Source organism: Herbaspirillum sp. Her2, assembly GCF_057961375.1.
Map to the genome: position 1 here is coordinate 373,459 of NZ_CM176331.1, position 13,508 is coordinate 386,966.

The window sequence follows — 13,508 nt, forward strand, 5'->3', positions numbered from 1 at the left end:
ACATGACACAACAATTGATTCCCGCAGACTTGCTCGGCAAGGCGGACAAGATTCTCTTCGTCGCCCATCTGGCACTGGGCGATTTCACTTACATGCAGAATTGCTTCCGCGCATTCCGGCAAGCCTATCCGCATATCCGCATCCATCTCTGGGTCGATGAGGTCAGGCGCACCCCGGATCCGAGCCAGTGGGAGCACCTGAGCAAGTATTCGCTCTACGACTGGGTGCGCGATTGCGGGATGTTCGAGCGCATCTACGACCGCACCTACAGCCCGGAGCTGTACCGGCAATCCATCGAAGAGGCGCGCCAGGAAAACTATCCCATCGTGGTGTCCTTTGCCGTGCTGCGCCGTCATCTTTATGCCGAACTGGCCCGCAAGCTGTCGCCCCATGGCTTCGTGGTGGGACAGAAGAAACGGGTGCGCCTGCTCGATATCCGCAAGCATCTGGCCTATCGCAAGCTGGATGCGGTCATTCCTGCCTACACCACGGCCGATCTGAATGGCCGGCACATCAGCGAGATCTATGCCGGCTGGTTCTCGCAGCTCTTTGGCATGCCCATCGACCGGGATGCCTTGTTCCCCTACGTGGACATCGCGCCCGTCTGGATCGACCGCGCCCGCGAGCGCTTGCAGGCGGCCGGCGTGGCGCCGGGCAGCAGGCTCATCTTCCTCAATGCCTTCTCGAAATCGCAGGAACGCAGCTGGCCGCTGGAACGCATGATCGAACTGGCGCAGCGCATCCGCCACAGCCCGGGGGCAGGGCAGATGCATTTCATCATCAATGTGGTGCCCGAGAAGATGGCGCAGGCACAGGCCTTGCTGCCACCAGGAAATAATTTCCTTCATCTCTTCAGTGCCCAGGAGAATTTTTTCGAACTTCCTGCTGTCCTCAGTCTGTGCACGCTGATTGTCTCGGTCGAGACCGCCATCATGCATCTGGCCAATGCGGTCCATGTGCCGGTCATCGCGCTGATGCGCCAGACCAGCCCGGAGTGGGTGCCCTTCGATGCGGCCTCGACCACGCTCATTGGCGTGAAGACGCGCAAGGGCTGGATTACCGAGATTTCCGTGGATGAGGTGCTGGAGACCGTCTTGCGCCATGGCGCCATGGCACCGGCGATGGCCCCATCTGATTGAACGAACGCCGCCACTTCTTGCCGCAGGTCACCTACTTCTATTTCTTATAAGAATTCTTTCAAAATGAATCACCCCACCACGCCCCTGTGGCTGCAATGGTCGTTCTTCGGCGTCCTTTCCGTGTTCCTGCTTCTGGGGCTGAGCGTGGACAGAGTGGCGGGCGCCTGCTTTTACCTGCTGATCCTGCTGGGTCTGGCCAGCATTCTGCAGGGCGGCCGGGCCAGCCTGGTGGCGTATGCAGGATCCTGGCGCCGTTACTGGCCACTTTATCTGGCGATGACGTCGGTGCTGCTGTCGCTGGCGTTGAATCAGTGGTTCTTCCATCAATTCTCTTCCAACGAGCTCAATTTCGGCCTGCGCTTCTTTGGCTTCGTTTTTTTCTTCTGGGGCATCTGCCAGTTGGAAAAGCGCTTCTTCCATTGGATGGGTTGGCTCTTCGCCGGGGGGGCCGTCATCGTCATGCTCAAGACATATTGGCTCACCGGTGGCGGCGTCACCCGCGATCATCCCAACTTCATGCCCATTCTCGCCTTCTCGGAACTGGGCGGCCTGCTGGGTGTGATGGCGGTCTTGTCCATCGCCTGGTCTCAGCGCAGCGAGGACCAGCGCTATCGTTTGCGCAGGTGTCATCTGCCACTGGTGTTGGCGGGCGTGTGCAGTCTCTACACGATTTATCTTTATCAGTCGCGTGGTGCGTGGCTGGCCATTCCCGTTTTTGCCATCGCCATCAGCCTGACCTTCCTGCCCGGCAAGACCGCAGTGAGGAAGATGCTGGTGGCCCTGGTTGCATTGCTGCTCATCGGCGTGATCTATGGCACCACTTCTTCGGTGCAGCAGCGGGTAGCGCAGATACAGGCCGATGTGCATGACATGAAGGTACACGACAAAAGCGATTCTTCCATCGGCACGCGCATGCAGTTGTGGAAGGCCTCGGCGCGCATATTTGCCGAGCATCCGCTGATCGGAGTCGGACTGACGGGGTATTCGCCCGCTTTGAAGGAGATGGCCAGACGCGGTCTTTTGTCCGAGCAGAGCAGCCAGTTTCCCCACTCGCACAATGAAGCACTGTTCTTTGCCGTCATTCTCGGCAGCGCCGGCATCGTCTCGCTGTTGGCCTTGTATGTGGTGCCGTTGATCTACTTCCTCCGCGCGGTGACGCGCGCGCCGCAGACCGGTGCCGCAGCGGCGATGATGGGTGTCACGCTGGTGCTGAGCTACGTCGCCTACGGTCTGGTGGACGTCATGCTGTTGTGGCGCGAATGCGCGCTCTTTTATGTCATCGTACTGGCCGTGCTGATGGGCGCGGTGGAACGGATGTCGCTCAACGGAAATGCGCGATGCGCCTTGAGCAGCGGCATCAATACCGCCAGCACGTCCGCTGCGAAGAAGTGCTGATAACGGCGCCGGCGCACTCTCCAGCCTTCCAGCGTCAGCTTTCTGACCTGTTTCAACTGGATCGTCGCCAGATTGGCTTTCAAGGGCAGGCTGTTCCAGGCCAGTGGTAGGCCCAGGGATTGCTGCACCGGCCGGTAGGTACGCTGGTCGCGGGCCATGTTCGGATAGATCGCCAGTTGCGGCTTGAGCGGGCAGAGCTGTGCAAACAGATGGCTGGGCCCGGTATCGCCGCCGATGAAGGCATCGGCCGCCAGCATCTGCGCCATCATGTCGCGATAGGATCCATTGAACTGACCCTGGGCCGGGTTGAGGATGATTACCTCGCATCCCGCTCCTTGCAGCGCCCGTGCCGTAGCCTGCGCATCGCTGCGCTGCCAGTTGCGCCGGTGATTGTAAGTGGCATCGTCAAGCACGTGCATGAGTACGCGCGGACGCTTCGGTTTGCGCTGCTTGAGCAGTTCCTGGGCGGCCACCATCAAGTCTTCGGGGATATGCTCGAAAAATCCGTTGGCGGGATGAAGGGCAAATTCATTGGTGGCATTGATCCACAGGATGGTCTGGTCCCACTGCGGCAAGGCGGTCGCGGCGATCTCTTCGCGCGAGACGGCCACGAAGGTTTCCGGGAAAAACACATCCATCGGAAACGGTTCAGGAATCAGCAGGTGCTCATCCACCATGCCGAATCGTTCCCCCGTGCGCAGGCGCCGCTGCTGGGCATACCATGCCGAGGCCATGCGGTCGCCCAACCGCAATTTGCTGAAATCGACATACGCGGACAGGGAGGGCGTGGCGGTGGATGCGCTGGAGAAGGAGTTCATGGGCAAAGCGTATAAGAGGGGGCGGACTGGGCGGACTCTGGGCGTTACATCAGAATGATGTCGTATTGTTCTTGCTGGTAATCACTCTGCACCTGCAGCGACACCGGCTTGCCGATGAAATCGCCCAGCATGGCCAGGTGTTGCGATTCTTCTTCCAGGAACATGTCCACCACTACCTGCGACGCCAGGATGCGGAATTCGCGCGGATTGAACTGCTTGGCCTCGCGCATGACCTCGCGCAGGATCTCGTAGCACACCGTGCGCGGCGTCTTGACCTGGCCGCGTCCCTTGCAGGCCGGGCAGGTCTCGCAGAGGATGTGGGCCAGCGATTCGCGGGTACGCTTGCGGGTCATCTCCACCAGCCCCAGCGTGGAGAAGCCCGAGACCGAGATCTTGGTGCGGTCGCGCTGCAGCGCCTTGCCCAGTTCGGCCAGCACGGCGTGGCGGTGCTCCGTGCTCTCCATGTCGATGAAGTCGAGGATGATGATGCCGCCCAGGTTGCGCAGCCGCAGCTGGCGCGCAATCGCGTGCGCCGCTTCCAGGTTGGTCTTGAAGATGGTGTCGTCGAAGTTGCGGCCATTGACGAAGCTGCCGGTGTTGACGTCGATCGTGGTCATCGCTTCGGTCTGGTCGACGATCAGGTAGCCGCCCGACTTCAGGTCCACGCGGCGGCCCAGGGCGCGCTCGATTTCCTCTTCCACGCCATACAGGTCGAACAGCGGACGCTCGCCCCGGTAGTGCATCAGCTTGGGCAGCACCGAGGGCGTATAGATGGCACCGAACTCCTGCAGCATATGGAAGTTCTCGCGCGAATCGACCTGGATGGTGGCGGTCTGGTCCGAGACGAAGTCCCGCAGCACGCGCTGCGCCAGCGACAGGTCCTGGTGCAGCAGAGTAGGCGCCGGCTTGGTCTTGGCTTGCTTGATGATGGTGGCCCAAGTGGTGCGCAGGTATTCCACGTCCATCTGCAGGTCGCTGTCGGAAGCATCCTCGGCCATGGTGCGGATGATGAAGCCGCCTTTTTCTTCGGGCGGCAGCAGCGCCTGCACCTTGCTGCGCAAAAGTTCGCGCTCGGCTTCGTTCTCGATGCGCTGGGAGATGCCGATGTGCTTGTCCTGCGGCAGGTAGACCAGCATGCGCCCGGCAATCGAGATCTGCGTCGACAGCCGCGCCCCCTTTGTGCCGATGGGGTCCTTGATGACCTGCACCGTGATGGTCTGACCATCGTGCAGCAGTTTCTCGATGGGAATGGCCGGCGCGTTCTGGCCGTCGTGCGGACGGGCTTCCCAGATGTCGGCCACGTGCAGGAAAGCGGCGCGCTCCAGGCCGATGTCGATGAAGGCCGATTGCATGCCCGGCAGCACCCGCACCACCTTGCCGAGGTAGATGTTGCCGGCCAGGCCGCGCGAGAGGGTGCGCTCGATGTGCAGTTCCTGCACGGCGCCTTGCAGGATCAGCGCCACGCGCGTCTCCTGCGGCGTGATGTTGATGAGGATGTCTTCGCTCATAGGATGCGAACGCCCGCTTGTTGTAATAGTTGAGCCGTCTCGAAGAGCGGCAGCCCCATGATACCGGAATGGCTGCCCACGATATGGCTGATGAAGACCGAGGCCAGCCCCTGGATGCCATACGCGCCGGCCTTGTCGTAAGGTTCGACGGTATTGCAATAGGCGGCAATGGCCTCTTCGGTCAAGGGCGCAAAGCTGACATCGGACTGCTGCACGATCTGCCAGACCTCGGTTTCGACCCCGTGGGTCACGCCCACCGCCACGCTGGTCAGGACCTGATGGGTGCGGCCGGAGAGCAGGGTGATCATGCGCACGGCTTCATCGTGATCGGCCGGTTTGCCCAAGATCAGGTCGTCCACCACCACGGTGGTATCGGCCGCGAGTAGCGGACGATGCGGCAGCTGGCGCAGGATCATGGTCTGCTGGGCGCTGTCGAGCTTGGCGCGGGTGACGCGGGCGACATAGTCCAGCGGGGCTTCGCCGGGCAGGACGCTCTCGTCGACTTCCTTGTCCGAGAGCATGAGTTCGAAATCGATGCCGATCTGGCGCAGCAGTTCGCGGCGGCGCGGGCTTTTCGAGGCGAGGTAGATTTTGTGGTCCGCTTGTTTCATTGAGCCAGGGATGTCAAGAGCCGGTACCGGGAGGCCGGAATCCGGCGGTGGACGCCGTCAGGCGCGGTGATACGGATGGTTCTGCGTGATCGACCAGGCACGATAGAGCTGCTCGGCCAGCATCACCCGCACCATGCCATGCGGCAAGGTCATGCTGGAGATGCGGATGAGCGTATCGGCCCCGGCCTTGAAGCCGGGATCGAGCCCGTCAGCCCCGCCGATGACGAAGGCCACGTCGCGTCCATCCTGCTGCCATTGCTCCAACTGCTGCGACAACTGCACTGAAGTCCAGTCGCGCCCGCGTTCGTCCAGGGCAATCACGCGCGCGCCCTTGGGCAGCGACGCTTCGATCTTCTCGCGCTCCTGCGCCATCACGGTTTCGGCCGTGCGGCTGCCGGAGCGTTCGACGGGTTTGATTTCCTTCAGGATGATCCGGCATTCCGGTGGCATGCGCTTGGCATACTCCTGGAAGCCGGTTTCTATCCACGCCGGCATCTTGTGGCCGACGGCAGCGATGACCAGCTGCATCAAGCCTTGCTGGTGCGCTTGGCGGCCGGCTTCTTGGCGGTCTCGCTCTTGGCGGGCGCCACGCGCACGGTCTTGCCGGTCGGGGTCTTGGGCGCAGCGGCCTTGCGGGTGGTGCCGGCCTTGGTGGTGGTGGTCTTGCTGCCGGCTGCCGTACCACGGGTGGTGGTGGTCTTGGCCGCCGTGGTCTTGGTGCCGGTAGTACGGGTGGTGCGGGTCGTGCCGGCAGCAGCGCGGGTACCGGTGGTGCTGGTGGTCGTCGCGCGCGGCTTGCGGGCCGGCTTCTTCGGTGCGTCCTCGTCGTCGTCCAGGGCCTGGCTGGCTTCGACGGCTTCCGCCTGGGCGCGGGTGCGGCGGGTCTTGGGGGCCGGGGCTTCGTCGACGGCGGCGCGCTTGGCGGCAGCCGAAGTGCCGGTGCGCTTGGCCGCGCCCAGCTTGACTTCCTTGTCGCCCCAGATTTCTTCCAGACGGTAGTAGGTACGGATGGCCGGCTGCATGATGTGCACGATCATGTCACCCAGATCGACCAGCACCCATTCGCCGGTGTCTTCGCCTTCGACGCTGACGACGTTGCCGCCCTTGGCCTTGACCTTGTCGCGCACCGAGGCGGCCAGCGCCTTGGTCTGGCGGTTCGAGGTACCGGAGGCGATGGCCACGCGGTCGAACAGGGAGGTCAGGTGCGAGGTGTCATAGATGCGGATTTCTTGCGCCTTGACGTCTTCCAGAGCGTCCACGACCAGGGTTTGCAGTTTTTTGATGTCCATTATGAATTTCGGTACAGATGTTGTTGTTCGATATAGTCTAGCACCCTGCCCGGGATCAGCGAATCGGGTCGGGTGCCGCGTTGCAGCTGGGCACGGATTTCAGTCGACGAGATATCGACCGCCAGCCCGAGGGCCAGGTAGCCGTATCCGTGCGTGGTGCTGCGGATCTCTTGCGGCGCAGCGCTGCGCCGCTTGAATTCGTCGCGCACGGCCGGCGGCACGTGCGCATCGGCCAGCGCGAAGCCGGGCCGGGAGGCCGCGCACAAATGCGCGTACTCGAATAATTCCTGCCAGTGCTGCCAGGTGTCCAGGTGCTGCAACTGGTCAGCGCCCATCAGGAACACGATGGACACCTCCGGCCCCAGCTCCGCGCGCAGTGCGCGCAGGGTATCGATGGTATAGGTCGCGCTGGAGCGGCGGATTTCCTGCTCATCGATGACCACCGGTACCTGCTGCTGGCCGAAGGCGCGCCTGACCATTTCCACCCGGTCGGCCGCTTCGGCCTGCAGGCCGTGCTTCTGCCACGGATTGCCGGTGGGGATGACGCGCAGCTCATCGGGCTGCAGCAATTGCACGAAATGCTCGGCCAGCAGGACATGGCCATTGTGCACCGGATCGAAGCTGCCGCCGAGCACGGCAATGCAGCGCTGCGCCGCAGGCGGCACCATTACAGCCATTCCTTGTGGACCAGGAAGTCCGAATACAGCGCCGCTTCCGGGCTACCCGGTTCCGGGTGCCAGTCATAGCGCCACTTCACCAGCGGCGGCATGGACATCAGGATGGACTCGGTGCGTCCGCCGGATTGCAGCCCGAACAGCGTGCCCCGGTCGAAGACCAGGTTGAATTCCACATAGCGCCCCCGGCGATAGGCCTGGAAGTCGCGTTCACGTTCGCCATAAGGCGTTTCCCGGCGCGCCGCCAAGATGGGCAGGTAGGCGTCGAGGAAGGCATCGCCCACGCTGCGCTGCAGGGCGAAGGCCTGCTCGAAGGGCAGGGCGTTGAAGTCATCGAAGAAGATGCCGCCGACGCCGCGCGGCTCCTTGCGGTGCTTCAGGTAAAAATAGTCATCGCACCATTTCTTGAAGCGCGGATACAAGTCCTCGCCATAGGGCTGCAGCGCATCGCGGCAGGTGCGGTGGAAGTGCACTGCATCTTCCTTCACGCCGTAGTAGGGCGTGAGGTCCATGCCGCCGCCGAACCACCAGACGGCTTCTTCGCCTTCCGCATGGGTGGTGAAGAAACGCACGTTCATGTGCACCGTCGGCACGTAGGGATTGCGCGGATGCAGCACCAGCGACACGCCCATCGCTTCCCAGGCGCGGCCCGCCAGTTGCGGGCGGTTGGCCGCAGCCGAGGGCGGCAGGTTCTTGCCCATCACGTGAGAGAAGCCGACACCGCCGCGCTCCAGCAGGTTGCCTTCTTCCAGCAAGCGCGAGGTGCCGCCACCGCCTTCAGGGCGTTCCCAGGAATCAGACAGGAAAGTCTTGCCATCAGCGGCTTCCAGCGCGGCGACGATGCGCTGTTGCAGGTCCTGCAGGTAAGCCTTGACGGCAGCGGTGTTGGTGGCGGCGTTGGAATGGGTGGTCACGGCGGGTCGCTCTGGTACACGGTTACTGGACGGAAATGCGTTCCAACCCGCCATTGTACCTTGACCGCCCCCGGCTGGGGCGTCAAAAGCCGGTCCGCAGGCGATGCCGGACCGGCGTTGTGGGGCAAAGGCCTCAGTTTTGCGGCGGCTGGGCCAGCGGTACGGCCACCTGATAAGTCGCCGGCGCCGGCCAGCCTTCCTTCAGGCAGACCTCGGCGATGGCGTTCTGCACGTCGTTGTAGACCTGCCCGAAATTGGGCGTGGGCGCATGCACGCGCAGGGCGATCAGGGTGCCGGTGGCATTGAATTCCTGGATCACGATGCCCGGTGCCGGCGTCTGCAAGACGTTAGGAATGGCCTTGATGCGTTCGGAAAGCTTGGCGATGGCCTGCTGCGGATCGACGCTGTAGGCAATCTGGCAACGCAGGTCGGTGCGGCGGGTGGCGTTGACGTTGTAGTTGATGATGTTTTCCGAGAACAGCTTGTTGTTGCCGATGATCACGCGCAGGTTGTTGTCGGTAGTGATGATGGTGGTCACCAGGCCAATGTCGGAGACCGTGCCGGTCTGGCCGGCGGCGGTGATGTAGTCGCCCACCTTGAAAGGACGCAACACCACCAGGAAGATGCCGGCCGCAAAATTGGACAGCAGGCCCGACCAGGCCACACCCAGGGCCACGCCGACTGCGCCGATCATGGCCGCAAAGGATGTGGTCGGGATGCCGCACACTTCCAGGATGCCCATCACCAGCAGGATGCGCAGGATGACGTGCATGGCCGAGCTGGCATAGTTGATGAGCGTGGTCTCGAACTGGCGCGCGGTCAGCACGCGGCGCACGATCTTGGAGAGCGTGTTGATGAACATGCCGCCGACGATCCAGATGACGATGGCGGCAATCACCTTGAGCCCGAAAGGCACCAGGTAGAGGTTGATCAAAGTTTCAAAATTGAGCAGGTGGTCTGGCATCGATATGTCCTTTTCTTCTGGGAATGCGGGTCGTGGCGGGGGCATGCTGCCCGGAAACGCCCGTCGTGCTTAGGCTGCGGAGGCGTCATTTTGTTGCAGTGGCACGGCAAGTGCCGCGCATGCCTTCCAAATGAAATCCCCCGCAACACACACGGCGTTGCGGGGGATGGAGACGGCATGCGGCCCGGCTTAGCGCTTGAGGGCGCGCCAGCCGATGTCGCGGCGCATCTGCGAACCGGCGAAGTGGATCAGGTCGGCGGCGTCATAGGCGTGCTTCTGCGCGACCTTCACGCTGTCGCCCAGACCCACCACGCACAGCACGCGGCCACCGTTGGTGGTCAGCTTGTCGCCGTTGAGGGTGGTACCGGCGTGGAAGGTGACGCAATCGGCGGTCTCGGCCGGGATGTCGGTGATGAGGTCACCCTTGCGCGGTTCTTCCGGATAGCCATGGGCGGCCATGACCACGCCCAGCGCGGTGCGGCGATCCCATTCCAGTTCGATCTTGTCCAGGGTGCCGGTGACCGCATGTTCGAACACGGTCAGCAGGTCCGTCTTCAGGCGCGCCATGATGGGCTGGGTTTCGGGGTCGCCCATGCGGCAGTTGAATTCCAGCGTCTTGGGGTTGCCCTCGGCGTCGATCATCAGGCCCGCATACAGGAAGCCGGAGAAAGGGATGCCATCCTTGGCCATGCCCTGCACGGTCGGCACGATGATCTCGCGCATGACGCGCGCATGCAGCGCCGGGGTGACGATGGGAGCGGGCGAGTAAGCACCCATGCCGCCGGTGTTGGGGCCCTGGTCGTGATCCTGCAGGCGCTTGTGGTCCTGGCTGGTGGCCAGCGGCAGGATGTTCTTGCCGTCGACCATGACGATGAAGGAAGCTTCTTCACCGGCCAGGAATTCCTCGATCACCACGCGCGCACCGGCGTCGCCCAGCTTGTTGTCGGAGAGCATCATGTCCACGGCCGTATGCGCTTCTTCCAGCGTCATGGCGACCACCACGCCCTTGCCGGCGGCCAGGCCGTCGGCCTTGATGACGATGGGCGCGCCCTTTTTGGCGATGTAGTCATGCGCGGCCGCCACGTCCGAGAAGGTCTGGTACTCGGCGGTCGGGATCGCATGGCGCTGCATGAAGGCCTTGGCGAAGTCCTTGGAGCTTTCCAGCTGCGCCGCTTCCCTGGTGGGACCGAAGATCTTCAGGCCACGGGCGCGGAAGACGTTGACGATGCCGGCCGCCAGCGGGCCTTCCGGGCCGACCACGGTCAGCGCCACGTGTTCCTGCTCGACGAAGTCGGCCAGGGCCACGGGATCGGTGATGGCGATGTTCTGCAGGCGCTCGTCGAGCGCGGTGCCGCCATTGCCGGGAGCAACATAGACCGTCTGGATGCGCGGCGACTTGGCAATGGCCCAGGCCAGCGCATGTTCACGGCCACCGGAGCCAACAACTAGGATTTTCATGGGATAGGAAGATAAAAGTGGCGAATGGGGCGGAAAGGGTCGTCTTGTCCGTATCTTTATAAACCGGCTGGGTGATCGGGTGAATTATTCTTCGATCACGGCGTTGGTATAGAGCTCCTGGGTATCGTCCAGGTTCTCCAGCGCATCCAGCAGCTTCTGCATCCTGACGCCGTCCTCGCCCGCAAACACGGTCTCGGTGGAGGGCTTCATGGTGATCTCGGCGACTTCGGCCTTGAAGCCGGCGGCTTCCATGGCGGACTTCACGGCCGAGAAATCATTGGGAGCGGTCAGCACTTCGATGCCGCCTTCGTCGTCGGTGAGGACGTCTTCGGCACCGGCTTCGAGCGCGGCTTCCATGACGGCATTCTCATCGGTACCGGGCGCGTACATCAGCTGGCCACAGTGCTTGAAGAGGAAGGCCACCGAACCTTCGGTCCCCATGTTGCCGCCGAACTTGGAGAAGGCATGGCGCACTTCGGCCACGGTGCGCACGCGGTTGTCGGTCATGCAATCGACGATGATGGCTGCGCCGTTGATGCCGTAGCCTTCATAGCGCACTTCTTCATAGTTCACGCCGTCCAGGGCACCGGTGCCGCGCTGGATGGCGCGGGTGACGTTGTCCTTGGGCATGTTGGCGTCGGAGGCACGGTCCACGGCCAGGCGCAGGCGCGGGTTGGTGTCCGGATCGCCCCCGCCCATGCGGGCGGCGACGGTGATTTCCTTGATCAGGCGGGTCCAGACGCGACCACGCTTTTCATCCTGACGGCCTTTACGGTGCTGAATATTGGCCCATTTGCTGTGTCCAGCCATGTTGAATCTTTCCTGCGAGAGGGTGAGGCCAGAACCGTCCCGCCTGCGCAAGCCGCTCCTGGAGGCGCCTCGGCAAGACCGGCGGGCGCGGGCAAGGCATCGCTGCAGCAGGGGGACCCGGCGCCCAGGGTTCGATAATGCATTTCCTGACGCCATGTTCTGACTATAATCGGGCGGGCATTTTACCATACCGCCACCCCGTCATTTTTGCCTTGAAGGCCCAGTCGAGATGATTAATCCGCTTCCCATCGCTACCCATTCCGGCGGGCAACTGTGCCTGCTGCCGCAACTGGCCAACCGTCACGGCTGCATCACCGGTGCCACCGGCACCGGCAAGACGGTCACCCTGCAGGTGCTGGCCCAGGCCCTCTCCGATATCGGCGTGCCGGTCTTCATGGCTGACGTCAAGGGCGACCTCTCCGGCCTGGGCAAGGCCGGCAGCGCCTCCCCCAAGACCAGCGCGCGCCTGGCCCAGCTGGGCTTGCCCGAACCGGCCTGGGCCGCGGCACCGGTGGCGTTCTGGGACGTCTACGGCGAACTGGGCCATCCGGTGCGCGCCACCGTCTCCGACATGGGCCCGCTGATGCTGGCCCGCATGCTCAACCTGAACGATACCCAGCAGGGCGTGCTGCAACTGGTGTTCAAGATTGCCGATGACCACGGCCTGCTGCTGCTCGATACCAAGGACCTGCGCGCCATGCTGCAGCACGTGGGCGAAAACGCGGCCCAGTTCAAGACTGAATACGGCAACATTTCGGCCTCCAGCGTAGGGGCCATCCAGCGCGGGCTGATCGCCATCGACGAGCAGGGCGGCGACCGCTTCTTCGGCGAACCGATGTTGAACATCGAGGACTGGATGCAGACCGATGCCCAGGGCCGCGGCATCATCAACATCCTCGCCGCCGACAAGCTCATGAACGCGCCGCGCCTGTATTCCACCTTCCTGCTGTGGATGCTGTCGGAACTGTTCGAGCACCTGCCCGAAGTGGGCGACCTGGACAAGCCCAAGATGGCCTTTTTCTTCGACGAAGCGCACCTGCTCTTCGATGAGGCCCCCAAGCCGCTCCTGCAGAAGATCGAGCAGGTGGTGCGCCTGATCCGGTCCAAGGGCGTGGGCATCTACTTCGTCACGCAAAATCCGCTGGACATCCCCGACACCGTGCTGGGCCAGCTCGGCAACCGCGTCCAGCACGCCCTGCGCGCCTACACCCCGCGCGACCAGAAGGCGGTGCAGGCGGCCGCCGAAACCTTCCGTCCCAATCCCATGGTCAATACCGCCCAGGCCATCACCGAGCTGGGCGTGGGCGAGGCGCTGGTGTCCTTCCTCGATGAGAAGGGGCGGCCCAACATGGTCGAGCGCGGCTACGTGCTGACCCCGGCGTCGCAGATCGGTCCCATCAGCGTGGAGGAACGGCGCGCCCTGATCGCCTCTTCGCTGGTGGCCGGCGTCTACGAACAGGCCATCGACCGCGAATCGGCCTATGAGCGCCTGAAGGGACGCGCGGTGCAGCAGCCGCAGGCAGCGCCTGCTCCGGCGCCGCAACCAGCCCCCGCTTCGGCCGATGACAATGCCTGGGGCGCATCGGCAGGCCGTAGCGCACCGGCCCCTGCCAGCACCTCGCGTCCCAGTGGGGGTGCGCGCATGCCGCAGCCGCAACCCGCTCCACAGCCACAGTCACAGTCACAGCAGGATCAGGGCGGTGGTCTGGGCGACCTGCTCAAGGATGCCGCCGGTGGCATCTTCGGCAGCGGCAGCGGCAATCGCCGCAGCGATTCTCCCCTGCAGGCCATGGTCAAGTCGGCCGCACGCAGCATCGGTTCGCAGGTCGGGCGCGAGCTCATTCGCGGCGTGCTTGGCTCGCTGATGAAGAAGCGCTGACACGGTGCTGAGCCCGCCCGCGCGGCGAGTGCGCAGCCCAGGGTTTACA

At 63.5% G+C, this 13,508-nt stretch carries 12 protein-coding genes; 3 read left to right on the forward strand and 9 right to left on the reverse strand.

All coding sequences use genetic code 11. The features are described from left to right. The first annotated feature begins 2 nt into the window (after window positions 1–2). Window positions 3–1,139 carry a glycosyltransferase family 9 protein gene (locus tag ACWHXP_RS01640; RefSeq protein WP_489623575.1) on the forward strand — a complete coding sequence of 379 codons (1,137 nt, stop codon included), beginning with the start codon at window positions 3–5 and terminating at the stop codon, window positions 1,137–1,139. Window positions 1,140–1,202: 63 nt separating this feature from the next. Further along, complete coding sequence (locus ACWHXP_RS01645) at window positions 1,203–2,534, forward strand: O-antigen ligase family protein (protein WP_489634631.1); 1,332 nt, start codon at window positions 1,203–1,205, stop codon at window positions 2,532–2,534. Between the two features lie 862 nt (window positions 2,535–3,396). On the opposite strand, the gene rng is transcribed toward ACWHXP_RS01645, so the two are convergent. From rng to ACWHXP_RS01690, 9 genes are all read right to left on the reverse strand, one after another. Then, window positions 3,397–4,860, reverse strand: a complete 1,464-nt coding sequence (gene rng, locus ACWHXP_RS01650) for a ribonuclease G (protein ID WP_034336330.1) — start codon at window positions 4,858–4,860, stop codon at window positions 3,397–3,399. Further along, complete coding sequence (locus tag ACWHXP_RS01655) at window positions 4,857–5,471, reverse strand: Maf family protein (protein ID WP_121043269.1); 615 nt, start codon at window positions 5,469–5,471, stop codon at window positions 4,857–4,859. Before ACWHXP_RS01655 ends, rng begins: the two co-directional genes overlap by 4 nt. A 57-nt stretch (window positions 5,472–5,528) precedes the next feature. Then, window positions 5,529–5,999, reverse strand: a complete 471-nt coding sequence (gene rlmH, locus ACWHXP_RS01660) for a 23S rRNA (pseudouridine(1915)-N(3))-methyltransferase RlmH (protein ID WP_489634630.1) — start codon at window positions 5,997–5,999, stop codon at window positions 5,529–5,531. Beyond that, window positions 5,999–6,760 carry a ribosome silencing factor gene (rsfS, locus tag ACWHXP_RS01665; RefSeq protein ID WP_034336324.1) on the reverse strand — a complete coding sequence of 254 codons (762 nt, stop codon included), beginning with the start codon at window positions 6,758–6,760 and terminating at the stop codon, window positions 5,999–6,001. The genes rlmH and rsfS overlap by 1 nt, the downstream gene beginning before the upstream one ends. Then, window positions 6,760–7,428 (reverse strand): nicotinate-nucleotide adenylyltransferase, encoded by a 669-nt coding sequence (locus ACWHXP_RS01670; RefSeq protein ID WP_034336321.1) that lies wholly within the window; start codon window positions 7,426–7,428, stop codon window positions 6,760–6,762. Before ACWHXP_RS01670 ends, rsfS begins: the two co-directional genes overlap by 1 nt. Then, complete coding sequence (gene hemF, locus ACWHXP_RS01675; RefSeq protein WP_489623573.1) at window positions 7,428–8,348, reverse strand: oxygen-dependent coproporphyrinogen oxidase; 921 nt, start codon at window positions 8,346–8,348, stop codon at window positions 7,428–7,430. Before hemF ends, ACWHXP_RS01670 begins: the two co-directional genes overlap by 1 nt. A gap of 133 nt (window positions 8,349–8,481) precedes the next feature. Further along, window positions 8,482–9,312 (reverse strand): mechanosensitive ion channel family protein, encoded by an 831-nt coding sequence (locus ACWHXP_RS01680; RefSeq protein WP_088757255.1) that lies wholly within the window; start codon window positions 9,310–9,312, stop codon window positions 8,482–8,484. A 189-nt stretch (window positions 9,313–9,501) separates the two neighbouring features. Next, window positions 9,502–10,770, reverse strand: a complete 1,269-nt coding sequence (purD, locus tag ACWHXP_RS01685; RefSeq protein WP_034336307.1) for a phosphoribosylamine--glycine ligase — start codon at window positions 10,768–10,770, stop codon at window positions 9,502–9,504. Between the two features lie 84 nt (window positions 10,771–10,854). After that, a complete protein-coding gene (locus tag ACWHXP_RS01690) occupies window positions 10,855–11,580 on the reverse strand; it encodes a YebC/PmpR family DNA-binding transcriptional regulator (protein WP_034336305.1) in 726 nt (241 codons plus the stop codon). A gap of 229 nt (window positions 11,581–11,809) precedes the next feature. Between ACWHXP_RS01690 and ACWHXP_RS01695 the strand changes: the two genes are divergently transcribed. Then, the gene (locus tag ACWHXP_RS01695; protein ID WP_489634629.1) at window positions 11,810–13,459 is read left to right on the forward strand and encodes a helicase HerA-like C-terminal domain-containing protein; all 1,650 of its coding nucleotides are present in this window, start codon (window positions 11,810–11,812) and stop codon (window positions 13,457–13,459) included. Window positions 13,460–13,508 lie beyond the last annotated feature (49 nt).

What these genes read in the sequence shown, in the direction of transcription:
- ACWHXP_RS01640 (WP_489623575.1), top strand. Translation starts at nt 3, where the DNA reads ATGACACAACAATTGATTCCCGCAGACTTGCTCGGCAAGGCGGACAAG.
- ACWHXP_RS01645 (WP_489634631.1), top strand. Translation starts at nt 1,203, where the DNA reads ATGAATCACCCCACCACGCCCCTGTGGCTGCAATGGTCGTTCTTCGGC.
- rng (WP_034336330.1), bottom strand. Translation starts at nt 4,860, where the DNA reads ATGAGCGAAGACATCCTCATCAACATCACGCCGCAGGAGACGCGCGTG.
- ACWHXP_RS01655 (WP_121043269.1), bottom strand. Translation starts at nt 5,471, where the DNA reads ATGAAACAAGCGGACCACAAAATCTACCTCGCCTCGAAAAGCCCGCGC.
- rlmH (WP_489634630.1), bottom strand. Translation starts at nt 5,999, where the DNA reads ATGCAGCTGGTCATCGCTGCCGTCGGCCACAAGATGCCGGCGTGGATA.
- rsfS (WP_034336324.1), bottom strand. Translation starts at nt 6,760, where the DNA reads ATGGACATCAAAAAACTGCAAACCCTGGTCGTGGACGCTCTGGAAGAC.
- ACWHXP_RS01670 (WP_034336321.1), bottom strand. Translation starts at nt 7,428, where the DNA reads ATGGTGCCGCCTGCGGCGCAGCGCTGCATTGCCGTGCTCGGCGGCAGC.
- ACWHXP_RS01680 (WP_088757255.1), bottom strand. Translation starts at nt 9,312, where the DNA reads ATGCCAGACCACCTGCTCAATTTTGAAACTTTGATCAACCTCTACCTG.
- purD (WP_034336307.1), bottom strand. Translation starts at nt 10,770, where the DNA reads ATGAAAATCCTAGTTGTTGGCTCCGGTGGCCGTGAACATGCGCTGGCC.
- ACWHXP_RS01690 (WP_034336305.1), bottom strand. Translation starts at nt 11,580, where the DNA reads ATGGCTGGACACAGCAAATGGGCCAATATTCAGCACCGTAAAGGCCGT.
- ACWHXP_RS01695 (WP_489634629.1), top strand. Translation starts at nt 11,810, where the DNA reads ATGATTAATCCGCTTCCCATCGCTACCCATTCCGGCGGGCAACTGTGC.